This window comes from Geodermatophilus dictyosporus (assembly GCF_900115505.1).
Taxonomy (GTDB): Bacteria; Actinomycetota; Actinomycetes; order Mycobacteriales; family Geodermatophilaceae; genus Geodermatophilus; species Geodermatophilus dictyosporus.
The window spans coordinates 555011-580469 of record NZ_FOWQ01000003.1 but is presented as its reverse complement, the minus strand read 5'-3'; the positions used below and the strand labels follow the sequence as shown (position 1 = coordinate 580469).

The 25459-nt window shown below is 76.0% G+C and carries 22 protein-coding genes and 1 tRNA gene; 4 read left to right on the top strand and 19 right to left on the bottom strand.

Annotated features, from left to right (window positions below):
- Positions 1-53: 53 nt before the first annotated feature.
- The 4 genes from BMZ33_RS10080 to BMZ33_RS10065 form a co-directional block, all read right to left on the bottom strand.
- Positions 54-758, bottom strand: coding sequence for a 50S ribosomal protein L25/general stress protein Ctc (locus tag BMZ33_RS10080; protein ID WP_091109407.1), 705 nt, complete (start codon positions 756-758; stop codon positions 54-56).
- A gap of 231 nt (positions 759-989) precedes the next feature.
- On the bottom strand, positions 990-1970 hold the full coding sequence (locus BMZ33_RS10075) for a ribose-phosphate diphosphokinase (RefSeq protein ID WP_091109404.1): 981 nt from the start codon (positions 1968-1970) through the stop codon (positions 990-992).
- A 14-nt stretch (positions 1971-1984) separates the two neighbouring features.
- Entirely contained in the window at positions 1985-3475 is a 1491-nt protein-coding gene (gene glmU / locus BMZ33_RS10070) for a bifunctional UDP-N-acetylglucosamine diphosphorylase/glucosamine-1-phosphate N-acetyltransferase GlmU (RefSeq protein WP_091109402.1), read from the bottom strand.
- 75 nt (positions 3476-3550) lie between these two features.
- Positions 3551-3623: transfer RNA gene (locus BMZ33_RS10065), tRNA-Gln, on the bottom strand.
- Positions 3624-3819: 196 nt separating this feature from the next.
- Here BMZ33_RS10065 and BMZ33_RS10060 point away from each other — a divergent pair.
- Positions 3820-4797: an acyl-CoA desaturase gene (locus BMZ33_RS10060; RefSeq protein ID WP_091109399.1), complete on the top strand. Its 978-nt coding sequence runs from the start codon at positions 3820-3822 to the stop codon at positions 4795-4797.
- Positions 4798-4818: 21 nt separating this feature from the next.
- Here the strand turns inward: BMZ33_RS10060 and BMZ33_RS10055 are convergent, their stop codons facing one another.
- The 8 genes from BMZ33_RS10055 to BMZ33_RS10020 form a co-directional block, all read right to left on the bottom strand.
- Positions 4819-5778: a 4-(cytidine 5'-diphospho)-2-C-methyl-D-erythritol kinase gene (locus tag BMZ33_RS10055; RefSeq protein ID WP_091109397.1), complete on the bottom strand. Its 960-nt coding sequence runs from the start codon at positions 5776-5778 to the stop codon at positions 4819-4821.
- Entirely contained in the window at positions 5775-6575 is an 801-nt protein-coding gene (rsmA, locus tag BMZ33_RS10050) for a 16S rRNA (adenine(1518)-N(6)/adenine(1519)-N(6))-dimethyltransferase RsmA (protein ID WP_280139204.1), read from the bottom strand. Before rsmA ends, BMZ33_RS10055 begins: the two co-directional genes overlap by 4 nt.
- Positions 6576-6622: 47 nt before the next feature.
- A complete protein-coding gene (locus BMZ33_RS24435) occupies positions 6623-7729 on the bottom strand; it encodes a resuscitation-promoting factor (RefSeq protein ID WP_091109394.1) in 1107 nt (368 codons plus the stop codon).
- A gap of 311 nt (positions 7730-8040) precedes the next feature.
- Positions 8041-8880 (bottom strand): hypothetical protein, encoded by an 840-nt coding sequence (locus BMZ33_RS10040; protein WP_091109391.1) that lies wholly within the window; start codon positions 8878-8880, stop codon positions 8041-8043.
- Positions 8881-8906: 26 nt separating this feature from the next.
- The gene (locus tag BMZ33_RS10035) at positions 8907-9797 is read right to left on the bottom strand and encodes a TatD family hydrolase (RefSeq protein ID WP_091109388.1); all 891 of its coding nucleotides are present in this window, start codon (positions 9795-9797) and stop codon (positions 8907-8909) included.
- Positions 9794-11587 carry a methionine--tRNA ligase gene (gene metG / locus BMZ33_RS10030; protein WP_091109385.1) on the bottom strand — a complete coding sequence of 598 codons (1794 nt, stop codon included), beginning with the start codon at positions 11585-11587 and terminating at the stop codon, positions 9794-9796. The genes BMZ33_RS10035 and metG overlap by 4 nt, the downstream gene beginning before the upstream one ends.
- Positions 11588-11629: 42 nt before the next feature.
- Positions 11630-12244 carry a hypothetical protein gene (locus BMZ33_RS10025; RefSeq protein ID WP_091109382.1) on the bottom strand — a complete coding sequence of 205 codons (615 nt, stop codon included), beginning with the start codon at positions 12242-12244 and terminating at the stop codon, positions 11630-11632.
- Between the two features lie 99 nt (positions 12245-12343).
- The gene (locus BMZ33_RS10020) at positions 12344-13846 is read right to left on the bottom strand and encodes an amino acid permease (RefSeq protein ID WP_091109379.1); all 1503 of its coding nucleotides are present in this window, start codon (positions 13844-13846) and stop codon (positions 12344-12346) included.
- 133 nt (positions 13847-13979) lie between these two features.
- On the opposite strand from BMZ33_RS10020, the gene corA reads away from it, so the two are divergent.
- Positions 13980-15074: a magnesium/cobalt transporter CorA gene (corA, locus tag BMZ33_RS10015; protein WP_169064129.1), complete on the top strand. Its 1095-nt coding sequence runs from the start codon at positions 13980-13982 to the stop codon at positions 15072-15074.
- Positions 15075-15101: 27 nt separating this feature from the next.
- On the opposite strand, the gene BMZ33_RS10010 is transcribed toward corA, so the two are convergent.
- Both BMZ33_RS10010 and rsmI read right to left on the bottom strand, forming a co-directional pair.
- Entirely contained in the window at positions 15102-16013 is a 912-nt protein-coding gene (locus tag BMZ33_RS10010; RefSeq protein ID WP_091109877.1) for a hypothetical protein, read from the bottom strand.
- A gap of 118 nt (positions 16014-16131) precedes the next feature.
- Entirely contained in the window at positions 16132-16971 is an 840-nt protein-coding gene (rsmI, locus tag BMZ33_RS10005; RefSeq protein ID WP_091109377.1) for a 16S rRNA (cytidine(1402)-2'-O)-methyltransferase, read from the bottom strand.
- 53 nt (positions 16972-17024) lie between these two features.
- Between rsmI and BMZ33_RS10000 the strand changes: the two genes are divergently transcribed.
- Both BMZ33_RS10000 and BMZ33_RS09995 read left to right on the top strand, forming a co-directional pair.
- Positions 17025-18554, top strand: coding sequence for a dolichyl-phosphate-mannose--protein mannosyltransferase (locus BMZ33_RS10000; protein ID WP_091109374.1), 1530 nt, complete (start codon positions 17025-17027; stop codon positions 18552-18554).
- A 52-nt stretch (positions 18555-18606) separates the two neighbouring features.
- Positions 18607-19401 (top strand): enoyl-CoA hydratase/isomerase family protein, encoded by a 795-nt coding sequence (locus tag BMZ33_RS09995; RefSeq protein ID WP_091109372.1) that lies wholly within the window; start codon positions 18607-18609, stop codon positions 19399-19401.
- A 16-nt stretch (positions 19402-19417) separates the two neighbouring features.
- On the opposite strand, the gene BMZ33_RS09990 is transcribed toward BMZ33_RS09995, so the two are convergent.
- The 5 genes from BMZ33_RS09990 to BMZ33_RS23210 form a co-directional block, all read right to left on the bottom strand.
- Positions 19418-20308 carry a polyphosphate kinase 2 family protein gene (locus BMZ33_RS09990; protein WP_136697263.1) on the bottom strand — a complete coding sequence of 297 codons (891 nt, stop codon included), beginning with the start codon at positions 20306-20308 and terminating at the stop codon, positions 19418-19420.
- 106 nt (positions 20309-20414) lie between these two features.
- Positions 20415-21467, bottom strand: coding sequence for a hypothetical protein (locus tag BMZ33_RS09985; protein ID WP_091109369.1), 1053 nt, complete (start codon positions 21465-21467; stop codon positions 20415-20417).
- 132 nt (positions 21468-21599) lie between these two features.
- Positions 21600-22643: a hypothetical protein gene (locus tag BMZ33_RS09980; RefSeq protein ID WP_136697262.1), complete on the bottom strand. Its 1044-nt coding sequence runs from the start codon at positions 22641-22643 to the stop codon at positions 21600-21602.
- A 111-nt stretch (positions 22644-22754) separates the two neighbouring features.
- A complete protein-coding gene (locus BMZ33_RS09975; protein WP_091109367.1) occupies positions 22755-24404 on the bottom strand; it encodes a GGDEF domain-containing protein in 1650 nt (549 codons plus the stop codon).
- On the bottom strand, positions 24401-25441 hold the full coding sequence (locus tag BMZ33_RS23210) for a hypothetical protein (RefSeq protein WP_091109366.1): 1041 nt from the start codon (positions 25439-25441) through the stop codon (positions 24401-24403). Before BMZ33_RS23210 ends, BMZ33_RS09975 begins: the two co-directional genes overlap by 4 nt.
- Between the last annotated feature and the right edge of the window lie 18 nt (positions 25442-25459).

Below are 25459 nucleotides of genomic sequence, written 5' to 3'. Positions count from 1 at the left end.
GGCGCCGGCGGTGCCGGCGCCCCTGCGGGTGGTGCTCTCGGTCAGCGGGGACCTCAGCTGTTCTCGGTCGACTCGACCGACTCGCCGCTGCCCTGCGCCAGCGGCTCGGGGACGACGTCGCCCTCGCCGACGCCCTCCGCGGCGGGCGCGGACTCCTCGCGCTCGATGCCGGCCTCGGCCTCGGCCTCGGTGAGCTCGGCGTCGAGCTGCTCGGCGGTCGGGGCGGCCATGAGGTTGACGACCAGGGCCTCGGGGTCGGTGAGCACGGTGGCGCCCCCGGTCACGGACAGCTCGGCGGCGGTGACGCCGTTGCCGGCCTCGCGCCCGGTGACGTCGACCTCGATGGACTCGGGGATCGCGGTGGCCGGCGCCTCGACCGAGACGGTGTTCAGCTCGACGCTGACCAGGGTCTCGGCGGCGGGCTCGCCCACGACGACGACGGGGACGTCGACGGTCACGCGCTCGCCGCGGCGGACCACGAGCAGGTCGACGTGCTCGTGCACGCGGGTCAGCGGGTCGCGCTGCACCGACTTGGTGAGCGCGAGCTGCTCGGTGCCGTCGAGGACGACGGTGATCAGGGCGTTGCTGCCGCCGTTGCGCAGCACGGCGGCGAACTCCAGCGCCGGCAGCGACAGGTGGACGACGTCCTGGCCGTGCCCGTAGAGGACGGCGGGGATGCGGCCCGCGCGGCGGGTCCGGCGGGCGCTGCCCTTGCCGAACTCGGTGCGGGCCTCGGCGACGAGGCGGTGGTCAGCCACGGTGGTGTGCTCCTCAGGTGGATCGGCCGGTGTGCCGGCGGCCGCGCGCGGCACACCCCACGAGGAGCACACGCACGTCGATCACGGAGTCGGGCGGACCGCTCCCTCGCCGGGCTCCCCCATCCTACCCGGCCTCCGGCCGGGTGACCGCGGCCAGGTGCCGTGCCCCCGTGGCACGGAGCCCTCCCCGCCCGTCCTCGGGGGACCCTGCGGGCCCCGCTCGGCGGACCGTCAGCTGGCGCCGCCGAAGAGGCTGGTGACCGAGCCGTCCTCGAAGACCTCCTTGATCGCCCGGGCGAGCAGCGGGGCGATGGAGAGGACGGTGAGCTTGTCGAACTGGCGGGACGCCTCGATGGGCAGCGTGTTGGTCACGATGACCTCGCTGACCCGGCTGTTCTTGAGCCGGTCGACCGCCGGGCCGGAGAGCACGCCGTGGGTGGCGCAGACGATGACGTCGGCGGCACCGGCGTCGAACAGCGTCTCGGCGGCCTTCACGATCGTGCCGCCGGTGTCGATCATGTCGTCGACCAGGATGCACACCCGGCCCTCGACCTCGCCGACGACGCGGTTGGCCACGACCTCGTTGGGCTTGAGCGGGTCGCGGGTCTTGTGGATGAAGGCCAGCGGGGTGCCGCCGAGCTTGTCCGACCACCGCTCCGACACCCGCACCCGGCCCGAGTCCGGCGAGACCACCGTGATGTCGCGGTCGCCCCAGCGGTCCTTGACGTGCTCGACGAGCAGGTCGAGGGCGAACAGGTGGTCGACCGGGCCGTCGAAGAAGCCCTGGATCTGCGCGGTGTGCAGGTCGACGGTCATCAGCCGGTCGGCGCCGGCGGTCTTGAACATGTCGGCGACCAGGCGGGCGGAGATGGGCTCGCGGCCGCGGTGCTTCTTGTCCTGCCGGGCGTAGGGGAAGAACGGGACGACGACGGTGATCCGCTTGGCCGACGCGCGCTTGGCGGCGTCGACCATGAGCAGCTGCTCCATGAGCCAGGTGTTGATCGGCGCGGCGTGGCTCTGGACGATGAACGCGTCGGACCCGCGGACCGACTCCTCGAACCGGACGAACAGCTCGCCGTTGGCGAACTCGTAGGCGGCGGTCGGGGTCGGGGTGACGCCGAGGTGGCCGGCGATCTCGGCGGCGAGCTCGGGGAAGGCCCGGCCGGAGAAGAGCATGAGGCTCTTGCTGGTGGTCTGCCGGATGGCGCTCATCGGCTCAACTGCCCCTACTGGTCGTGGTGTCCCGCCAGGCGCTCGCCGCCCGCGTCGTCGGCCTGGGCGCCGACGCCTGGTCCGGTGGCCGCCTCGGCAGCGCGCGCGGCGGCGGAGCCCGGCCGGCGGCGGCGCACCCAGCCTGCCACATTGCGCTGCGCGGCCCGCGCCACACCCATGGCCCCCGGCGGGACGTCCTGGGTGATCACCGACCCCGCCGCGGTGTAGGCGCCGTCGCCGACGGTGACCGGTGCCACGAGCATCGTGTCCGAGCCGATCCGCACGTGGTCGCCGACGGTCGTGTGGTGCTTGGCCGTGCCGTCGTAGTTGACGAACACGGTGGCCGCCCCGACGTTGGCGCCGCGGCCGATGGTGGCGTCGCCCACGTAGGACAGGTGCGGCACCTTGGAGTCCTCGCCGACGCGGGCGTTCTTGGTCTCCACGAACGCGCCCACCTTGGCGCCCCGCGCGAGGTCGGTGCCCGGCCGCAGGTAGCTGAACGGGCCGACCGTGGCCTGCGGGCCGACGACCGCGCCCAGGGCGTGCGAGCGGACCACGCTGGCGCCCTCGCCCACCGTGGTGTCGACCAGCGTGGAGTCGGGCCCGACGACGGCGCCGGCGGCCACCGACGTCGTCCCGCGGAGCTGGACGCCGGGCTCGAGCAGCGCGTCGGCGGCGACGGTCGCGGTGACGTCGACCCACGTGGTGGCCGGGTCGACGACGGTGACGCCGGCGCGCATCAGGTCGTCGAGGACGCGGTCGTTGAGGGTGCGGCGGCGGGCGGCCAGCTCGCGGCGGTCGTTGCAGCCCAGGACGTCGTCGGGGTCCTCCGCGGGGGCGCCGGCCACCGTCTCGCCGTCGCCGACGAGCAGGCCGACGACGTCGGTCAGGTACAGCTCGCCCTGGTCGTTGTCCTGCCCGATCCGGGCCAGCGCGGCGCGGAACGCGGCGGCGTCCCCGACGTAGACGCCGGCGTTGACCTCGGTGATCGCCCGCTGCTCGGGGGTGGCGTCGCGCTCCTCGACGATGCCGGTGACCGCGCCGGAGCCGTCGCGCACGATCCGGCCCAGGCCGGTGGGGTCCTCGACCCGGGCGGTGAGCACGGTGAGCGCCGCGCCGGCGTCCCGGTGTGCCTCGACCAGTGCGGTGACCGTCTGCTCCCGCAGCAGCGGGGCGTCGCCGTTGACGACCAGGACCGGCCCCGCCAGGTCGGGGACGGCGGCCAGCGCCACCGCGGCGGCGTGCCCCGAGCCGCGCTGCTCGTCCTGCACGACCGGCCGGGCCCCCGGCGCGACCGCGGCCAGGTGCTCGGCCACCACCTCGCGACCGGCCCCGACCACCACGAGCGTCTCCGCTGCCCCCAGCGGCGCGGCCGCGGCCAGGACGTGGCCGAGCATGCTGCGCCCGCCGATCTCGTGCAGGACCTTCGGCGTGGCCGAGCGCATCCGGGTCCCCTGCCCCGCGGCGAGGACGACGACGGCGGCGACTGCCTGCTGCGGGCTCACGGATCTCCTCCGACGGTGGGCGGGCCGCCGGCCGCGGCGACCCGGCGCCGGGGCGGCTGCGCGGCCCCGGCGCTGCTGGGGGACTCGGACTCGAACCGAGACTTCCCGGCTCCAAAGGCCGGCGGGCTGCCGATTACCCCATCCCCCACCGCGGCGCCGCGCGTGCGGCGCCACCGGACGAGACTAGGGCTCGGGCCGGGCGCGGGCACGGAGGTGGGCGTCCGGCCGCCCGCGGCCACCGGGGCCCGGACCGGCGGGGACCGGGTGGGTGACGTAGGTTACGGCCCCGTAGCCACCGGCCGTCCCGCCGAGCGGCATCGCGACGGACGACCCCTGGAGGCCACGTGTCCGCCCCCACCGCCACCCGCCCCAGGGCCCTCCGCCCCGCCGATCCCGACCGCGGGCTGCCGCCCAACGCCCTCGGCAAGGAGAAGGGCCACCTCGAGCAGCTCACGCTCTACGTGTTCGTCGTCGTGCCGTTCCTGGCGCTGGCCGCCGTCGTGCCGGCGGTGTGGGGCTGGGGGCTGTCCTGGCTCGACGTCGGCCTGCTCGTCGCCTTCTACTTCGTCCCGCTGCTCGGGGTCACCGTGGGCTACCACCGGTACTTCACGCACGGGTCGTTCAAGGCCACCCGCCCGCTGCGGATCGCGCTGGCGGTCGTGGGCTGCATGGCGATCCAGGGCCCGGTGGTGCAGTGGGTGGCCGACCACCGGCGGCACCACGCCTTCTCCGACCGCGACGGCGACCCGCACTCGCCGTGGCGCTACGGCGACGACACCCGCGCGCTGCTCAAGGGCATGTTCCACGCGCACCTGGGCTGGCTGTTCGACCGGCGGCAGACCAACGCCGAGCGCTACGCCCCCGACCTGCTCAAGGACGGCGCCCTGCGCGTCACCAGCCGGCTGTTCATCGTGTGGGCGTTCCTCAGCCTCGCGCTGCCGGCCGCGATCGGCGGCCTGGTCACCGGCAGCTGGGCCGGCGCCTGGACGGCGTTCTTCTGGGCCGGCCTGGTGCGCACCGCCCTGCTGCACCACGTGACCTGGTCGATCAACTCGATCTGCCACGTCGTGGGCAGCCGGCCCTTCGCCTCGCGCGACCGGGCGACCAACTTCTGGCCGCTGGCGATCCTCAGCGGCGGCGAGTCCTGGCACAACCTGCACCACGCCGACCCGACCTGCGCCCGGCACGGCGTGCTGCGCGGGCAGATCGACATCAGCGCCCGGGTGATCTGGGTGTTCGAGAAGCTCGGCTGGGCGCACTCGGTCAAGTGGCCCGACCCGGTCCGCCTGGCCGCCAAGCGCCAGCAGCCCGCCGCGGCCTGAGGACGCCGCCCGGAGGCCGCTTCACCCCACGAGGCGGGCGCCGGGGACCGGGCCGTGCACCACGCGGACGGTGCGGAACACGCCCTCCCCCGCCAGCACGGCGGCCAGCCGGACGGCGGCGTCCTCGTCCTCGGCGAGCGCGGCCACGGTCGGCCCCGACCCGCTGACCAGCGCGGCCAGGGCCCCGGCGTCGGTGGCCGCGCGCAGCGCCCGCCGGAGCGCGGGCCGCAGCGACACGGCCGCGGCCTGCAGGTCGTTGCCGAGCGCCGCGGCCAACGCCGGCGGCGGTCCGCTGCGCAGCGCGGCCACGACGGGCTCCGGTGACGGCGCGCCGGCGCCCTCGGGGGCCCGGCCCGCGGCGCGCAGCCGGTCCAGCTCGGCGTAGACGGCCGGCGTGGCCAGGCCGCCCTCCGCGATGCCGAGCACCCAGTGCCACTGCCGCCGGGCCAGGACCGGCGTGAGCTGCTCGCCGCGGCCGCTGCCCAGCGCCACGCCGCCGGCGAGGCTGAACGGCACGTCGCTGCCCAGCTGCGCGGCCAGGGCGGTGAGGTCGCCCCGGGTGGCGTGGGTCCCCCACAGGGCGTCGAGGGCCACCAGGGCGGCCGCGGCGTCGGCGCTGCCGCCGGCCAGCCCGGCGGCTGCAGGGATGGTCTTGTCCACGGCGATCGCGGCGTCGGCGGCCACGCCGGCCTGCTCGGCGAGCAGCTCGGCGGCCCGCCAGACGAGGTTGCGCCGGTCGGTGGGCACCGGGTCGGGGCCGCCGGTGCCCTCGCCGGTGACGGTGACCGAGAGCCCGTCGCCGCGGCGCACGGTGACCGTGTCCAGCAGCGAGACGGCCAGGTAGACCGTCTGCAGCGCGTGGAACCCGTCGGGCCGCAGCGGCCCGACGGCGAGCGAGACGTTGACCTTGGCCGGGGCGTGCGCGGTGACCGTGCCGTCGCCGCGGGTGTGCCCGGGACCGCCGGACGAGGACCAGCTCACGGGGCGGTCGCGGCGAGCCGCGCGAAGTCGGCCACCGAGAGCTGCTCGCCCCGGGTGGCCGGGTCGATGCCGGCCGCGCGCAACCGCGCCTCGGCGGCGGCCGGGCCGCCGGCCCAGCGGGCCAGCGCGGCCCGCAGGCCCTTGCGGCGGGTGGCGAAGGCGGCGTCGACGACGGCGAAGGTGGCGGCCCGGTCGCCCGGCGGCGGGTCGTGCCGGTCGAGCGCCACCAGCCCGGAGTCGACGTTGGGCTCGGGCCAGAAGACGCGGCGGCCGACGCTGCCGGCGCGGTGGGCCCGGCCGTACCAGGCGGCCTTCACCGACGGGACGCCGTAGGCCGGGCTGCCCGGCGGGGCGGCCAGCCGCTCGGCGACCTCGGCCTGGACGAGCACCAGGGCGCGTCGCAGCGAGGGCAGCAGCTCGAGCAGGTGCAGCAGGACGGGCACCGCCACGTTGTACGGCAGGTTGGCCACCAGCGCCGTCGGCGGGGGTCCCGGCAGCCCGGTCACGCGCAGCGCGTCGGCCTCGACGACGGTGAGCCGGCCGGCGAGGTCGGGGCGCCGCTCGGCGACGGTGCGGGGCAGCAGGTCGGCCAGCCGCGGGTCGATCTCGACGGCGGTCACCGCGGCGGCGGCGGGCAGCAGGCCGAGGGTCAGCGAGCCCAGTCCGGGGCCGACCTCCAGCACCACGTCGTCGGGGCGCAGCTCCGCCGTGCGCACGATGCGCCGGATGGTGTTGGCGTCGTGCAGGAAGTTCTGGCCGAGCGTCTTGGTCGGCCGCAGGTCGAGCTGCCGGGCCAGCTCGCGGATCGCGGCCGGGCCCAGCAGCCCCTCGGCGGCCGGACCGGTCAGCGGAGGCCGAGCCGGCGGGTGCAGGACGGCCAGGCGCCCCAGCCCTGCGAGGCCTGCACGCGCTCGGCCACCGCGATCTGCTGCTCCCGCGTCGCCAGGTGGGCGTTGGGGGCGTACGCACCGCCGCCGTTGGCGGTCCACGTACCGGGGCTGAACTGCAGGCCGCCGTAGTAGCCGTTGCCCGTGTTGATGGCCCAGTTGCCACCGGCCTCGCACTGCGCCAGCTGGTCCCAGACGGCGCCGCCGGCGACCGGGGGCGCGGCGGCCGCGGGACGCTCCTTGGTGCCCACGCTCACCAGCTCGTCGACCGGCGCGACGGTGACCGCGGTACCCACCTGCTCACGGGCGGTCTCGACGCCGTCGACGACGGTGATCCGGAAGGTGGTGCTCTGCTCGCCGTCCACGCCCTCCTGGGTGACCGCCCGCTCGCCCTCGTACACCTCGGGGTCCTCGGTCTCCACCGTGCCGTGCGGGACGGGGCTGGTCTGGGTCACCTCGCCGACCTGCACGCGGTGGACCTGCAGCCGCATGCCGGCCAGCAGCGGCTGCGCCGGGTAGAGGCTGGTGCGGTCGTGCCCGCCGAGGACCACACCCTGCTCGGCGAGCAGGTCGCCGGCCGTGGGGGCGGTCGTGGTGACGACGCGGGTGACGCCGTCGACGACGAGCGTGACGTCCTTGGGGCGGGAGATCGACAGCGCCATGCCGTCGAGGGGGAGCCGGTCGCTGCGGCTGGCCGAGAGCACCAGGCCCTCGCCGCGGTAGCCGAGCTGCTCGAGCGCCTCGTCGACCGACAGCGCGGTCACGTAGACGGTGCTGGAGACGCCGTCGACGGTGAGCTCCAGCGGGCGGGCCCGGTCGAGCACGACGGTGTCGCCGTCCCCGACCGCGGCGTCGAGGTCGGGGAGGACGACGTCGTGCGCCTGCACCTCCAGACCCTCGTCCTCGAGCACCTCGCTGACGGTGTCGGCGTAGGTGCTGACCTCGCGGACCTGCCCGTCGATGGTCAGGGTCACCGACTTCTGCGCGGCGTACCAGGCGAGGGAGCCGCCCACCAGTCCGAGCAGGACCAGGGCGAGGAGGGGCAGCTTCAGCGGTCTGGGCACGGCTCTTCCACGGGTCGGAGGGCCGGGCACGGGCCCCCCTCCGGGCAGCAACCGGCGCCAGGGGGTCCCCGGGCCGCCGGACGCTCCCCGGGTCGGTCCCACCCCGGCTGTCGGTCACGGCACCATGACGAGTGCGGTGCGTGGTGCAACGGTGCACGGAGAGCTAACCAAGGGGCCGACACGTCGACACGGAGCCACGCCGACACGTTGAGTGACGAACGCGCCCGGTGGGACGGGTGTGACGAGTGGGCTGCGTGGGGTCGGCCGGTGATCGAGGTCACCGCCGGGGAGCGGCCCGGCGGGCCGGTCGCTCAGCCGGCGAGTGCGCGCTCGCTGGTGCGCACGGGACGCAGCCAGGTGACGAGGAAGACCGCGACGGCCAGGCCCGCCGCCAGGCCGGCGAAGCCTCCCGCGACCAGGGCCACCGGCAGCAGGTCGACGTTCTCGGTGACCCGGTCGCCGAGGTCGATGCCGGCGGCCAGCAGCAGGGCGCCCAGCGGGAGGAGCGCCAGGACACTGGTCGCGGCGGTGACCAGGTGCGCGGTCCAGGTGCGCAGCGCCTCGTCGACCGGCACGTCGGCGCCCTCCCCGGCCAGCGGGCGCAGCAGCGCGCGCAGCAGGGCGACCTCGGCGAGCAGCCACGTGGCCAGCGGCACCACCACCGCCACCCAGCCGACCGAGTCGGGCAGGTCCCCGCGGTGCCACATCACGCTCGCGACGGCGACCTCGGCGACGGCGACGGCCCGGGTCGTCCACAGCAGCCACGGCGAGATCTGCTCGCCGCGTCGCGGCCGGCGGGGCGGGGCGGACAGCCGCCAGCGGGGGCGCGGGCGGGTGGCCTCGGCCAGCACCACGCCGGCGAGCAGCCCGGTGAGCAGGGCCGGCAGCCAGAGGAAGACCGACGCCTCGGCGAAGACCACGACGCTGGCCACGATGGCGACGACGCCGAGCAGCAGGCCCAGCCGGCGCACCCGGCGGCCGTGCTGGGCCTGCCGGTGCAGCGTGGCGAGCCCCTCGGGCGTGGGGGTCGCGAACTCCACGCCGGCCGAGGCGACGGCGCGCCGGCCGGCGGCCAGCGCCCAGGCCCGCGCGAGCAGCACGCCGGGCACCAGGACGGCGATGAAGAGCACGACGGCGATGAGGCGACCCACGCCCCCAGTGTGCCCCGCCTCCCGGCTCAGCCGGTCGGGTCGTCCCGCCAGCCGCCGAAGACGCGCTCGGCGTTCGTGGTGAGCGCGTCGCACAGCAGCGCGAGCTCCACGCCGGTGACCTCGGCCAGCGCCCGGACGGTGTGCGGCACGAGCCGCGAGGCGTTGGGCCGGCCGCGGTGCGGCACCGGGGTGAGGAAGGGCGCGTCGGTCTCGACGAGCAGCTGGTCGACCGGGGTGGCCGCCGCCGCCTCGCGCAGGTAGCCGGCGTTGCCGAAGGTCAGCGTCCCGGCGAAGGACAGCACGAAGCCGCGCTCGACGCAGGCCGCCGCGAACCCGGCGTCGCCGGAGAAGCAGTGCATGACGACGTGCCCGGGCGCGCCCTCGTCGTCGAGCACGCGCAGCACCTCCTCGTGCGCGTCGCGGTCGTGGACGACCAGCGCGAGCCCGTGTTCCTTCGCGATCCGGACGTGCGCCCGGAACGACGCCTCCTGCGCCGCCCACCCCTCGGGGCCGGTGCGGTAGCGGTCCAGGCCGGTCTCCCCCACCGCGCGCACCCGCGGCAGCGCCGCCAGCCGGTCGATCTCGGCCAGGGCGTCGTCGTCGGCGAGCCCCTCCCCGGCCTCGTTGGGGTGGACGGCGACGGCGGCGAGCACCTGCGGGTGCCGGGCCGCCAGCTCCGCCGACCAGCGGGAGGAGGCCACGTCGACGCCGACCTGGACCAGCCGGGGGACGCCGGCGGCAGCCGCGGCGGCGATCTCGGCGTCCACCGCCGCGTCGTCGGCCGGCTCCTCGGCGCGGAACCCGTCCAGGACGATGTCGAGGTGGGTGTGGCTGTCGACCGCCGGGGCCGGCAGCGGCTCCGGCGACGGCGGCGGCTCCCCCCGCCGGTTGGCCCGCGACGAGGCCGAGCGGCTCACTCGCCCTCGTCCAGCCGCCGCAGCTCCTCGGCGACGATCGACTCGTCCAGCTTCCGGAACACCGGCGTGGGCGCCGACAGCGGCGTCCCCGACTCCAGCGGCCGGGACGCCCAGACCGCCTGCGCGGACGCGTAGTCGCCGGTGATCACCGGGTAGGGCGAGCCGTCGTCGAGGTCGGTGACCTCCTCGGTGCGCGGCGCCGGCGACCACACGCCGGTGCCGCCGAGCAGCTCGTGGATGCGCTGCGCCGAGTGCGGGAGGAACGGGGTGAGCAGCGCGTTGCAGTCGCTGACCGCCTGCAGCGCGGTGTGCAGCACGGTGTCCCGGCGGGCCGGGTCCTCCTTGAGCTTCCACGGCGCCTGGTCGGACAGGTACTTGTTCGCCTCGCCGACCACCCGCATCGCCTCGGTGGCCGCCGCCTTCTGCCGGTTGCGCGAGAGCAGCTCGCCGATCGGGCCGAAGGCGCCCTGCGTGGCCGACAGCAGGGCGCGGTCGGCGTCGGTCAGGTCCCCCGGCGTCGGGACGGCGCCGACGTTCTTGGCCGCCATCGACACCGTGCGGTTGACCAGGTTGCCCCAGCCGGCGACCAGCTCGTCGTTGTTGCGGCGCAGGAACTCCGCCCAGGTGAAGTCGGTGTCCTGGGTCTCGGGCCCGGCGGCGGCGACGAAGTAGCGCAGCGCGTCGGCGTCGTAGCGGGCCAGGAAGTCGCGGACGTAGATGACCACCTGGCGGGAGGAGGAGAACTTGCGCCCCTCCATGGTGAGGAACTCGCTGGAGACCACCTCGGTGGGCAGGTTCAGCCGGCCCAGCGAGCCCGGCGTCCCGCCCCGGTCGCCCTCGCCGTCGTAGCCGAGCAACTGGGCGGGCCAGATCTCGGCGTGGAAGACGATGTTGTCCTTGCCCATGAAGTAGTAGGCGTCGGCGTCCGGCGTCTGCCACCACTGCCGCCAGGCGTCGCCGTCCCCGGAGCGGCGGGCCCACTCGATGGACGCCGACAGGTAGCCGACGACGGCGTCGAACCACACGTAGATCCGCTTGTCGGGGCGGTCGCGCCAGCCGTCGAGGGGCACCGGCACGCCCCAGTCGATGTCGCGGGTGTAGCTGCGCGGCTTGAGGTCGGTCAGCAGGTTCTTGGCGAAGTTGAGCACGTTGGGCCGCCAGCCGCGGCGGGTGTCCAGCCAGTCGCCCAGGGAGCGGGTGAAGGCCGGCAGGTCGAGGAAGTAGTGCTCCTCCTCGACGAACCTCGGCGTCTCGCCGTTGATCCGGCTCCGGGGGTTGATGAGGTCCACCGGGTCGAGCTGGTTGCCGCAGTTGTCGCACTGGTCGCCGCGGGCCCCGTCGTAGCCGCAGATGGGACAGGTGCCCTCGATGTAGCGGTCGGGCAGCGTGCGGCCGGTGCTCGGGCTGATGGCGCCGAGGGTGGTCTTCGGGAAGACGTAGCCGTTCTTCAACAGCCCCAGGAAGATCTCCTGGCTGATCGCGGCGTGGTTGGCCGTCGTCGTCCGGGTGAACAGGTCGTAGGACAGGCCCAGCGCCTGCAGGTCGCCCACGATCAGCCGGTTGTTGCGGTCGGCGATCTCGCGCGGGGACACGCCCTCGGCGTCGGCGGCGACGGTGATCGGCGTCCCGTGCTCGTCGGTGCCGCTGACCATCAGCACCCGGTTGCCGGCCATCCGCTGGTAGCGGCTGAAGACGTCGGAGGGGACGCCGAAGCCGGAGACGTGGCCGATGTGCCGCGGGCCGTTGGCGTAGGGCCACGCGACGGCGGTCAGGATGTGCCGATCACTCACGCCCCGAGCCTAGGTGGCGGCGTCCACCCGGTTGAGCGGCCGTCAGCCGCCGGCGACGGCGGTGGCCGGAGCCGGTGGCTCGCCGGCCACCGGGGTGGTGACCGCCAGCCCGCACAGCGCCAGCCCGATGACCGCCACGGTGAGCACCCGCAGCCGCGGGTGGACCACCGGCTCGGGCTCCCGGTGCCGCGGCGGGGCGGTCCGCGCCCACGCGAGGACCGAGGGTGCCGAGGCGAGCAGCAGCTTGCCGACGGGGACGGCGAGGGCGAGCAGGGCGGCCGCGGGCACCGGCACGGTGGCGGGCAGCCCGTCCAGCAGCGCGGTGAGCCGGCTGACGGCGAGCAGCGCGACCACCAGGGCGACCTCGGCACCGGCGACGACGGCCGCCATCCGCCGTCCCGGCCCCTCGAGGACGGTCAGCGCGCTGCCCGCGCAGGCGACGATCCAGCCGGCCAGCCCGCCGAGGACGACGACCACCACGGGCGCCGGCGGCGCCGGGGTGGCGGTGAGCAGTCCGTCGAGCCCCGTCAGGCCGCCCGCGAGCAGGGCCAGCGACTCCAGCCCGCAGACCGCGGCGAGCGCGAGCACGGCCGCCGGCCGCCGGGGCGCGGCGGTGGGGATCGTCGGGAGGGGGGCGTCGAGGACGCTGGTCGCCACGGGTCTGCTCCTGGCCGGGGACGTCGGTCACCGGTCAGGTCGTCGCGCGGAGGCGGGCTCCGGAGGTGCGCCGGAGCCCGCCTCACCCCTCCGAGGGGGTCAGCGGCGGGCGATGTTGTCCGCGGCCGACATCCGCTCCCCCGTGGCCATCCGGCTGTGGCCGCGGCCGTAGGCGAAGTACACGACGACGCCGAGGGCCATCCAGACGAGGAAGCGCAGCCAGGTGTCGGTGGGCAGGTTGGACATCAGCCACAGGGAGGCGAGCGCCGAGACGATCGGCAGGACCGGCACCCACGGCACGCGGAAGGAGCGGTGCAGGTCCGGGCGGGTGCGCCGCAGCAGCCAGACGCCGATCGACACGAGGAAGAAGGCGAACAGCGTGCCGATGTTCACCAGCTCCGCGAGGGCGGTGAGCGGGACGAACCCGGCCAGCAGCGCGACCACGATCCCGGTGACGATCGTGATGCGGTACGGGGTGCCGTACCGGGGGTGGACCTTCGCCAGGCCGGGTGGGAGCAGGTGGTCGCGGCTCATGGCGAAGAGCACCCGGGACTGACCGAGCATCAGGATCATCACCACCGACGTGAGCCCGGCCAGCGCGCCCAGCGAGATGATGCTCGAGAAGACCGGCATCCCGTTGGCGGAGAACGCACCCGCGAGCGGTGCGGTCGCGCTGAGCTCGGTGTAGTTCTGCATCCCCACGACCACCAGCGAGACCGCCACGTAGAGCACGGTGCAGATCGCCAGGGAGCCGAGGATCCCGCGCGGCATGTCCCGCCTGGGGTCGCGGGTCTCCTCCGCCGCGGTGGCCACGATGTCGAAGCCGATGAACGCGAAGAACACGATCGCCGCGCCGGCCAGCACGCCGCCCCACCCGAAGGTGCCGGGGCTGAACCCGGTGAGCACCGAGATCAGCGGCGTGTGCAGCCAGCCCTCCTCCCCCGCGGCCGCGGGCTCGGCCGGCGGCACGAACGGCGAGTAGTTGGCGGCGGAGACGTAGAAGAACCCGACGACGATGACCAGCAGGACGACGACCAGCTTGATCGCCACGATGACGCTGGTGACGCGCGAGGAGAGCTTGATCCCGAGGATCAGGACGCCGGTCATCACCAGGGCGATGACGATCGCCGGGATGTTGACCGTCGCGGTCTCCCCGGCGATCGACGTCGGCAGCGGCGTGCCGACGTCGTCGAGCAGCTGGTTGAGGTACCCCGACCAGCCGACCGACACCGTCGCGGCGCCCAGGGCCAGCTCCAGCACGAGGTCCCAGCCGATGATCCAGGCGATGAACTCACCGAAGGTGGCGTAGGAGAACGTGTAGGCCGACCCGGCCACCGGCACCGTCGAGGCGAACTCGGCGTAGCAGATCGCCGCCAGGCCGCAGACCACGCCCGCGATGACGAACGAGATGGCCACCGCCGGGCCGGCCTGGTCGCGTGCCACCAGCCCGGTGAGCACGAAGATGCCGGTGCCGATGATCACGCCGACACCGAAGACGGTGAGGTCGAGGCCCGACAGGTTCTTCTTGAGCCGGTGTTCCGGCTCGTCGGTGTCCCGGATGGACTCCTCGACGGACTTGACCCGGCGGGACCCTGCGGTCACGGCGTCCTCCTCGGCGAGCGCGACGCCGGCCTGGACTCGGCCGGCCTCCCAGGCAGCGTGGCACGGGGCCGCGGGCGCCGCACGCCTACGCTCTCCTCGCCCGCCGTACCGGCGGGACGGGAGGAGGCAGACGGTGGTCGACCCGCGGACCGAGGGCGCACCGGAGCTCTACGCGCCCAGCCCCCGCCCGCGGCCGGCGGGGGCACCACGACCGCCCCGCGGCCGGCCGCCGGGGACCGGAGCGGTGGTCGACTGCGCGGTCTACGTGCAGGGCCGGCGCGAGCCGCCGGTGGACCCGATGGAGGCCCTCGACACCGCGGTCGAGCGCGGCGGGTTCGTGTGGCTCGGGCTGTTCGAGCCGACCGAGGCCGAGCTCGGCGCCATCGCCGGCCGCTACCAGTTGCACCCGCTGGCCGTCGAGGACGCCGTCTACGCCCACCAGCGGCCCAAGCTCGAGCGCTACGACGACGACCTGTTCATGGTGCTCAAGACCGCGCGGTACGTGGAGCACGAGCAGCTGACCGCCACCAGCGAGGTGGTCGACACCGGCGAGGTCATGGTGTTCGTGGGTGCCCACCACGTGATCACCGTGCGGCACGGCGACCACAACGACCTGACCGACCTGCGGCAGCGGCTGGAGGAGGACCGCGACCTGCTCTGCCACGGGCCCGCGGCGGTGCTGTACGCGGTGGCCGACCTCGTCGTCGACACCTTCGTCGACGTCGTCGAGCAGGTGCAGGACGACGTCGACGAGCTCGAGGCCTCGGTGTTCAGCCCGGAGCGCACCGACGACATCGGCCGGCTCTACCAGCTCAAGCGGGAGCTGATGTCGCTGCGGCGGGCGGTGGGACCGCTGGAGGTGCCGCTGCAGAAGCTCTCCGAGCGGCCCGTCGACGTCGTCCCGGAGGCGATGCGCTCCTACTTCCGCGACGTCCTCGACCACGCCATCCGGGTGCGCGACCAGGTGGGCTCCCTCGACGAGCTGCTGTCGTCGATCCTGCAGGCGTCGCTGGCGCGCACCTCGATGGCCGACAACGAGGACATGCGCAAGATCTCGGCGTGGGCCGGCATCGTCGCCGTCCCCACCGCGATCGCCGGCATCTACGGGATGAACTTCGAGTTCATGCCCGAGCTGCGCTGGCGGTGGGGCTACCCGATGGTGCTGCTGGTGATCGCCACCGCCTGCCTGCTGCTCTACCGCGGCTTCAAGCGCAACGGCTGGCTCTAGCTGGGCGCGAGTGTGCGGCCCCCGGGGTCAGCTGCCGGCGGCTGGGCCCGGGGAGCGCACACTCACGGCCGCGAGGGCCCGGGTGACGCGCGCGACCAGCTCGCCGGGCCGGTGGAGGTCCGCGGCGGTCACGAAGACCACGCGCCACCCCGCCTCCTGCAGCCGGTTGAGCCGCTGCCGGTCCCGCGCGAACTGTCCCGCCTCGGCGTGCCAGCGACCGTCGTACTCGACGGCCACCCGCAGGTCCGGCCAGGCGAGGTCGACGCGGGCGACGAAGCGGCCCCCGACCCGGACGGTGAACTGCGGGACCGGCACGGGCAGACCCGCCCGGAGGAGGAGGACCCGGAGTCGCGTCTCCTGCGGGGACTCCGACCGCTCGTCCGCGAGCGCACAGACCGCCCGCGCCCGCGCACTCCCTCGCCCCGTGCACCGTGCCGCACGACCGCGCAGCGCACCGAGGTCGACGAGGCCGGAGGCCAGCACCCGGTCGACTGCCACCACCGCGTCGTCCCCCTCCAGGTGCCGGGCCAGGTCGAGGGCGGTGGCCTCCGGCGTGGTGGCCGGGACTCCCCGACGGCCTTCGACGTCGTCCCCGGCCAGCGACGCCCGGCACACGCGCAACCCACCCACCCGCACCGGGTGGCGCCCCGGCGGGAGCGTGAGCTCGACGTCGTCGTCGGTCCCGGCCAGCTCGATGCCCCAGAGGACCGCCGCACTCCTCCCCGAGACGACGGCGCCGGGGAGCAGCAGCCCCGCCGCGGCCACGGCACGCAGCTCGTGGGTGACCGGGAGGTCACGGTGCAGGTAGACGTCCCGGAAGAGTCGCCGCCAGGCGCTGCTCCGGAGCTGGTCCGCGGTGAGCAGCCCCCGGGCGACCGCGGTGGTACCCCGGAACGGGCCGGTGGTCAGGCGCGACGGCTGCGCCGGGGGGCGGGACACCGCGGCACCGTGCCGCACGAGGGACCTCTCCCGCCGGCGTCGTCCACAGGTCGGTGCGACCGTGCACCTGCCGGGGCATCGCTGCCGCCGATGGCCCCGACGAGTGCACGGTCGGAGGTCAGGTGTCCTTGGTGGCGACGACGGCGTCGTAGACCGTGCGGCGGGGCAGGCCGGTGCGGGTGACGACGGCGCGGATGGCGTCCTTGCGGGTGGCTCCTGCGGCCTCCTCGCCCGCCACCAGCGCGGCGAGCTCGCCGGCCGACAGGGCCACCGGCTCCGGCGACGCGCCCGCGACGACGAGCGTGATCTCCCCGCGCACACCGTCGGCCGCCCACGAGGCCAGCTCCGTCAGCGGCCCCCGCCGGACCTCCTCGTGGGTCTTGGTCAGCTCCCGGCACACCGCGGCCGCCCGGGAGTCGCCGAACGCGGCGGCGCAGTCGGCCAGGGCGTCGGCCAGCCGGTGCGGCGACTCGAAGAACACCATCGTGCGGCGCTCGTCGGCCAGCCCGGCCAGCCGCGACCGGCGCTCCCCGGCCCTGCGGGGCAGGAAGCCCTCGAAGCAGAACCGGTCCACCGGCAGCCCGGAGACCGCCAGGGCCGTCGTCACCGCGGACGGCCCGGGCACCGACGTGACCTCGGCCCCGGCCTCGATCGCCGCCCGCACCAGCGTGTAGCCGGGGTCGGAGACCGAGGGCATGCCGGCGTCGGTGATCAGCAGGACGGTCTGGCCCTGGTCGAGCGCCGACAGCAGCCCGGGCAGGCGGGAGCGCTCCACCGACTCGTGGAAGGTCACCACGCGGCCGGTGAGCGTCACCTCGAGGTCGGTGGCCAGCCGGTGCAGCCGCCGGGTGTCCTCGACGGCCAGGACGTCGGCCTCGGCCATCACCCGGCGCAGCCGCGGGCCGACGTCGCCGGGCTGGCCGAGCGGGGCACCACCGAGCACCAGCCGTCCGGTCACGTCCCGAGCCTGTCACGCCGGCCCGCCCCGGCGGCGCACATACCCTGAGGCGCATGGCGGTCCTGGCTCCCGAGCGCACGGACGCCGGGGACCCGCCGGGCCCGCCGCCGCGCGCGCGCCGCCGCCTGCCGCTGCCCCGGCCGCGCACCGACCGCACCCCGCCGCTGCCCGGCGACCGGCTGCTGTCCTGGCTGCTGGCCGGGGTGCTCGGCGTGCTCACGCTGGTCAGCCGGCTGGTCGGCATCGGCTATCCCGACACGCTGCTGTTCGACGAGGCCTACTACCCGCCCGAGGCCCACGACCTGCTCACCTGGGGCCACGAGTACAACCGCGGCTACACCTTCATCGTCCACCCGCCGCTCGGGAAGTGGCTGATCGCGGCCGGGGAGCAGCTGTTCGGCTACGACTCGTTCGGCTGGCGGTTCCCGTCCGCGGTGGCCGGGGCGATCAGCGTCGTCGTCCTCGTGCGGCTGGCGCGGCGGCTGACCGGCTCGACGCTGCTGGGCGTGGTCGCCGGCCTGCTCCTGGCCTTCGACGGCTTCCAGTTCACCGTCTCGCGCATCGGCCTGCTCGACGTGTTCCTGCAGGTCCTCGTGCTCGGCGCGGTCGCCTGCCTGGTCGTCGACCGCGACCGGGTGCGCGCCCGCGTCCGCGCGTCGCTGCCGGTGCCGGCCACCGGGTCCCGCCTCGGGCCGCGCGGCTGGCGGATCGCCGCGGGGGTCCTCTTCGGCTGCGCCTGCTCGGTCAAGTGGAGCGGGCTGTACTTCCTCGCCTTCTTCGCGGTGCTCTCGCTGTTCTGGGACCGCGCGGCGTGGCGGGAGGCGGGCGTCCCGCGGCCGACGGCGACCGCGCTGCGCCGCGGGCTGCCCGGCGCGACCTGGGCGCTGGCGGCCGTGCCGGTGCTCACCTACGTGGCGAGCTTCACCGGGTGGTTCCTCGGCGAGACGGCGCAGGGCCGCTGGTGGGCGCAGCGCAACCCGGAGACGGCGTTCCCGTGGGTCCCCGGCGCGCTGCGCTCCTGGTGGCACATGCACGTCGAGTGGTGGGACTTCCACAACGGCCTGTCGACGCCGCACCCGTGGGAGTCCGGCCCCTGGACCTGGCTGGTCAACGGCCGGCCGATCCTGCTGTGGAACCCGCAGGGCCTCACCGACGGGACCGGCGGGCAGGTGATCCGCTACATCCTCATGGTCGGGACGCCGACCCTCTGGCTGGCCTTCGCGCCGGCCCTGCTGTGGCTGCTCTGGCGGATCGTCGCCCGGCGCGACCCCGCGGCGGTGCTGGTCGCGGTCGCCGTCGCCGCCGGGTGGGGCACCTGGTTCCTCAACCCCGAGCGGACGATGTTCGCCTTCTACACCGCGCCGGTGCTGCCGTTCTTCGTGCTCGCCGTGACGCTGGTGCTGCAGGACGTCCTCGGCCGGCCGGGGGCCACGCAGTGGCGGCGCACGGTGGGCCTGGCTTCGGTGAGCGGCTACGTCGCCGTCGTCGCCGGCACGTTCGCGTTCTTCTACCCGGTGCTGGCCGGGCGGCCGCTCCCGCACGCGGAGTGGCTGCTGCGGATGTGGTTCCCCTCCTGGTTCTGAGGTGGTGCGCGGCCGGGCCCTACGGTGGTCGCCACCGCCCTCGGGAGGACCGATGACCACCGACCACCCGCGCGTCCTCACCGCGCTCGACGGGGACGTCTGGACCATCACGCTGGACCGGCCCGAGGCCGGCAACGCGCTGGACCCGGCCATGGCCGAGCAGCTCACCGCCGCGCTGGAGGCCCGCCCCGAGGCGACCCGGACGGTGCTGCTGCTGGGCAGCGGCGAGCGCTTCTGCGTCGGCGGCGACGTGCACTCCTTCGCCCGCGCCGAGGACCCCGGCGCCTTCGTCGGACGCCTGGCGCACGACTGGCACGAGGTGGTGCGCCGGCTGCTCTACAGCCCGGTGCCGGTGGTCGCCGGTGTGCAGGGCGCGGTGGCCGGCGCGGCCGTCGGGCTGGTGGGGGCCTGCGACGTCGTCGTCTGCGCCCGCTCGACGAAGTTCCGCCCGGCGTACGGCGCGCTGGGCTTCTCGCCCGACGGCGGCAGCTCGTGGGCGCTCACCCGGGCGCTGGGCGCGCCGCGCGCGCTGGAGCTGATGCTCACCGACGGCGCGCTCACCGCCGCCGAGGCCCACCAGTTCGGGCTGGTCGCGCGGCTGGTCGAGGACGAGGACCTGCGCGAGGCCGCCGTCGCCCTGGCCCACCGGGTGGCGACGGGGCCGGTGCGCGCGATGGTGCGCACCCGGGGGCTGGTCCGGCGGGCGGCCATCCGCACGCTGGAGGAGCAGCTGGACGACGAGGCGCGGCTGATCGCCGAGTCCGCCGCCGACCCCGAGGGGCGCGAGGGCGTGCGCGCGTTTGTCGAGAAGCGCCGGCCCGACTTCCGCGGCGCGGGCCGGCCGTAGGCCCGCGCCGCTCCCCTCACGGGCGGGCGGCGAGCGGCGGCACCGCGGCCACCAGCAGCGGGTCGGGCCGGCCGAGGACGTCGTCGCTGCGGCCGCGGTAGTCCACCGTCGAGAGCACCTGCCGCAGCGCCGCCAGCCGGGCCCGCGGCTCGTCGTCGGCGGCCAGCACCGTCCACGGCGCGCCGGGGGTCGAGGTGGCGCCCACCAGCGCGGCCTCGGCGACGGGGTCGGCGTCGGGACGGCGCACCGAGCACCACAGCTTGACCAGCTGCACGCCGTCGGCGAGCAGCGCCCGCTCGCGCGCCACCAGCTCGTCGACCGCCACCGGGGCCGGGCCGCACCAGCAGCGGTCGGCGACCAGGAGACCGCCCGGGCGGGGCAGCAGCGCGGCGCGGTCGGGCGCGTCGGTCACCACCCGCGCCCACCGGGGGTCGAGGTGCTCGACGAGTGCGGCGGCGATGCCCTGCTGGCCGGCGTCGCGGCTGCCCTCGAGGACGACGACCACGCGGCGGCGCTCCTCGCGCACGCCGGCCTGGAGCTTGAGCAGCTCGACCTGCAGCCGGAGCTCGGCGGCGGACGACGGGGACGAGGTGCCGGCCGGAGGAGCCGGCGGGGACGGGGCCGCCCGGCGGACCGGGGGGTGCGCGGCCCGGTGCGGAGCGGGCAGCGCAGGAGGGGACCGCCGGGGTGCCGGCACGGCGCCGGGCACGGGCAGCCGCGCGAGCGTCAGCGGCGTCCACAGCACCCGCGGGTCGCCGTCCCAGTCCAGGCGGACCCGCAGCCGGGCGGTGCCGGGACCGTCGTGCCGCCAGCCCAGCAGCTCGGCCGGGTGCCAGGTGGCGTCGAGCAGCACCTCGACGGCCAGCGCCTCCCGGAGGAGGGCGACCGGACGCTCCCCCGTTGCCACGGGCAGGAACGGTAGGCCGCGCGGGGGCCCGGTCCGGGGATGCCGGGACCGCGGGGGTTGACGAAGTCGGCGGCGCCGCGCTGTCGATCCGTCCCGACCCGGCGGGTCAGCAGGAGGGGGTCAGCGAGGCGGTGGCGACGGTGGAGGTCCAGGTGCCGCGGTGGGCCCACAGGCGGAACGTGTACGAGGTGCCGTTGACCAGCGGCCCCTCGGTGGCGGACGTCGTGCTGATCGGCGTGATCGACCGGTCCGACTGCACCGTGGCGCCGGAGCGGCGCTCGAGGCGGTAGCCGCTCGCCCACGTGCTGGGGCTGGCCGTCCAGGAGAGGGCCGCCTGCGGCGTGCCCGGGGCCCGCCGAAGCGCGACGGTCTGCCCCACCCAGGCCGCCGAGGTCCCGGTCGACGCCGAGGACCGGGAGGACACCGGACCGGCACCGGTGACCTGCTCGTCGCCCGCGCTGTAGCCGCCCAGGCCGGACACCGGGCCGACGCTCCACCGCGGGGTCGTGCCGGTCGGCGCCGGGTGGGGCTGGGCGGCGTGGCTGATCAACCGCAGCACCAGGGTGCCCGCGGTCGCGGTGGTCACCGCGGGGGTGGTGGCCGACGTACCGGTGCCGACCTGGCCGCTGTGGTCGTCGACGGGCGTGGTGGTGTCCGCCCCGGTGTAGGCGGCCATGGCGCCGCCCATCTTGACGGAGCTCCCCGGGGGGTAGCTGAACGTCGCGCTCGCCTCCCCCGTGGCGGCCTTCTTCCAGTAGAGCGCGGAGACGATCGTGTTCGCGCTGTTGTCGGTGCGGACGTGGGTCCACCCGGCGGGCGTGGTGAAGGGCGCCCCGGTCCAGGAGTGGGCGATGTGGACCAGCAGCAGGTCGCCGGCCACCGTGCCGGTGGGCACCGGGAGGGTCAGCGTCTCGGTGCCGGTGGCGGTCGCCACGCTGCGGAAGGCGACGGGCGTGGTCGCGCAGGCCAGGGCCGCCGAGAAGCCGGTCGGCGGCGCCACCCCGTCGGTGGCCCAGGCGCCGGCCGGGTTGCCGGTCACCGAGGTGAACCGCGCCGAGGCGCCGGGCAGCAGCACCGTGAGGGCGAGGAGCGCCAGCGCGCCGACGACGGCGGCCAGCGCGCGGCGCGGCAGCCGCCGCGCGCACCGTGACCGTGTCATCGCCGTCCTCCTGCCGGGTCCCGCCCGGTGGCGGGTCCTCGCCGGAGCATCGGCCGCGCCCCGCGCCGACTTGAGCGGCCGGCCGCACACCCCTCCCCCGGGGGGAGTACGCGCGCACGGCGACGGGCGGCGTCAGCAGGCAGGGGTCAGCGGAGCGGTGGCGACGGTGGAGGTCCAGGTGCCGCGGTAGGCCCACAGGCGGAACGAGTACGCGGTGCCGTTGACCAGCGGCCCCTCGGTGGTCGACGTCGTGCCGACCGGGGTGATGCTCCGGGGTGCCTGCGCCGTACCTGCGGTGCTGCGCTCGAGGCGGTAGCCGGTCGCCCAGGTGCTGGGGCTGGCCGTCCAGGACAGGGACGCGCCGACCTGGGGCGCGGTGGGCCGCAGGGCGATCGTGTGGGCGACGTACTCGGTGGCGGAGCCGGGCGTCGAGGACGAGCGGGACGGGGTCGTCCCCGGTCCCACGAAGGACTCGTCCGCCGCGGTGGCGCCCTCGCTGTCGGAGCTCAGCCGCCAGCGTTCCTGCAGAGCCCCGGGCGTCGGGAGCAGTCCGCCCGACTTGGCGAGGAAGTACACGAGCACCGTGTCCTTCACCGTCGTCGTCACCGTCGGCAGGTTCACCGTCTCGCCGGTCCCCGTGGTCCTGCCGGTCACGGCGACGGGGCTGCTCGGGTCGACCCCGCCGTAGGCGACGATCCCGCCCACCATGTCCCCGGGACTGGAGGGCGGACGGCTGAAGACCGCGGGTGCCTCGCTGCCCGTGGCGACCTTGTGGAAGACGGCGGAGGTCACGGACGTCCCGCTCGTGTCCGCGGAGAGGAGGGTCCAGTCGCCGGGCGCGCTGATCGTCGAGGTCCCGTAGTAGGCCACCTGGGCCACCAGGACGTCGCCCGGCTGGGTCTGGGCCGGGGGGCTGAGGGCGAGCGGTGACTGGCTCGTCGACGCCGCGGCCCCGCGGAACGCGATCGGGGTCCGCGTGCAGGTCTGCACCACCGTCAGTCCGGTCGGCGGCGCCACCCCGTCGGTGGCCCAGGCGCCGGCCGGGTTGCCGGTCACCGAGGTGAACCGCGCCGAGGCGCCGGGCAGCAGCACCGTGAGGGCCAGGAGCGCCAGCGCGCCGACGACGGCGGCCAGCGCGCGGCGCGGCAGCCGCCGCACGCGCCTGGACCGTCTCATCGCCGTCCTCCTGCCGGGTCCCGCCCGGTGGCGGGTCCTCGCCGGAGCATCGGCCGCGCCCTGCGCCGACTTGAGCGGCCGGCCGCACACCCCTCCCCCGAGGGGAGGGGGTCAGCGCGCCGCGGCCGGCTCCTGCCACGGGTACTGCACCGGCACGACCGGGTCCTCGACCTCCACCCCGCTGACCGGCCCCTCGACGCCGGCCATGCGGGCCTGGTCGCGGCCACCGGCCTTGGAGGCGTACAGGGCGGTGTCCGCGGCGCCGAGCAGGTCGGCGGCGGGCACCCCGGCCCCGCGGTGGCAGGCGATGCCGACGCTCGCGGTGATCGTGCGCGGCGCCTCGACGTCGGCCAGGACCCTGCGGATGCGCCGCGCGAACGCGATGGCGTCGTCGGCCTCGGCGCCGGGCATGACCACGGCGAACTCCTCGCCGCCGTAACGGGCGACGACGTCGCCGAGGCGCGCGCTCGACCGCAGCGCCGCGCCGACGCCGCGCAGGACGTCGTCGCCGGCCTGGTGGCCGAAGGTGTCGTTGAGCTTCTTGAAGTGGTCGAGGTCGAAGATCAGCACCGCCAGCGGCGCGTCGGTGCGGGCGGCGAGCGACAGCTCCCGGTCCAGCGCGGCGTCGAAGGCCCGCCGGTTGGACACCCCGGTGAGGCCGTCGGTGAGCGCGCTGCGCTGCAGGTGCTCGAGCAGCGCCACGCGGGCGAAGGCGGTCGCGGCGTGGGCCACCGCCTGCTCGGCCACGCCCACCCGGCGCTGCTGGATGCGCGACCCGGTGCGGGCGTCGTCGGTGAAGGTGAGCACGCCGTTGCCCTGGCCGTCGAGCCCGAACGGGATGGCCACGACGCGGCGGGCACCGTCGAGCACCTCGTCGACCCAGGGGTCGGGGGCGGCCATCGCGGCGAGGAAGGTGCTGCCGCGCCGGCCGACGTCGTCGAGCAGGGAGCCCTCGGCGGGCGCGCCGATGCCCCGCAGCACCTCCACCTCGCCGTCCCCGCGCCGGCGCAGCGCCAGGTCGACGGCGGGCCCGGCCGTGCCGGCGGGCACGTGGCAGTGCACCGCGGCGATCGCGGCGTCGGCCGCGTCGACGGTGAAGTCGAGCAGCGCCTCGGCGACCGCGGTGGTGCTCTCGGCCTCGTGCAGGGCCGCGGCCAGTCGGCGCAGCGCCTCCTCGTCGTAGCGGCGGCGGCGCAGCTCGCGCTCGTTGACCGCGCCGAGGACGGCGGTGGTCACCGCGGTCACCCACACCACGGTGAGGAAGACGCTGTAGGTGACCTTGTCGAAGCCCTCGACGCCGCGCGCGGGCAGGGAGCCGGTGGTGATGCCCTCGAGCACGCACATGACGACGAGGGAGTGCCACAGCGCCAGCTTCAGGCCGCTGCGGAAGGAGCCCAGCAGCGAGACGGCCAGCACGTGCAGCACGATCACGTAGACGACGGGGCTGCCGATGCCCCCGGTGACGTAGAGCGCCCACCCGAGGTGGACCGCGTCGAGGATGACCGGCACGGTGATCGCCAGCACCGCCCACCGGCGACCCCGGACCGACAGCTTCTGCAGCAGCAGCCCGAACGCCAGCAGCGCCACCCCGGGCAGCACGAGGTACTCGACGGGCAGCGTCTCCGCCGTCCGGGTGACCGGCCAGGCCGCCAGCGGCAGGGCCACGACCAGGCCGGTGCGGACGGCCAGCAGCCACCGCAGCCGGTCGGCCAGCGGCAGGAGGTCGAGGTCCTGCGGCGCGGACGAGGATGCCTGGCTCATGTCGTGGTCCTCGGCGTTCGGGGGAAGTCCTGGAAGTCGTGCACGTCGGAGCTGACCCGGGCCAGCGCCAGCTTGGGGTCGCGCTGGTCGAGCCGGCCCTGGACGAAGAGGAAGCCGACCACCACGCCCACGAGCCCGAGCGGGAACTGGCCGTCCTTGGCGACGGCCACGGCGGTCTCCCCCACCGCGGCGGCCACCTCGGCGACCACCTGCGCGACGGCCTCGGCGACCGTCGCCGGCGGGGCCGCCAGCGGCTCGGCCTGGACGACGTCGCCGGTCCGCGGCGGGTCGTCCGACGGCGGCGGCGGGCTCGGGACCTCGGGGGTGGGGGTGGGCTCCGGCGTGGGCACGGGGAGCACCTCCGGCGTCGGCTCCGGGGTGGGCGTCGGCGTCGGTGTCGGTGTCGGCGTCGGTCCGGGCTCCGGCGTGCGGGCCGGGACCGCGGAGGGCGTGGGTTCGGGCTCGGGCGGGTGGGGCTCGACGTCGAGGGCCCAGACGAAGGTGGCCGCGGCGCGGCGGCCCTGCGCCCGGGGGTCGTCGGGGACGGAGACGGTGAGCCGGAAGACCGCCCGGGACGCCGCCTCCGGACGCCAGCCCGTGGGGATCCCGGCAGCGGCGTCGGCGGGCACCTGCGCCAGGGTCCCGCTCCAGACGGGGGCACCGGAGAAGGTGGCGCACCGGGAGGGGTCGGCCAGCGTGCCGGCCTCGATGCCGACCTGCAGGTACGGGGCGAGGTCGCCGCCGGTCCCCGTGGCGCTGAGCCGCACCTCGCCGAGCGACTGGGCCGACCCGGTGACCGCGAGCGCGACGCAGGCGCTCTCGGTGCGCCCGGGGGTCAGGCCGGTGGAGCGGAACAGCGCGGCGCCGCCGCGGTCGTCGACCAGGCTGACCGCGCTGGTGCCGGCGGAGGCGGGGGTGGTGCCGACCGGCAGCCCCTCGGCGGCGAGGGCGGCGAACAGGGCGGCACCGACCAGCCAGGCGGCGAGCCTGCCGCCGCCGGCGGCGCGCCGGGGCGCGGTCTGGGGTGCTCGGCGCACGCTGTCCTCCTCCCCGGA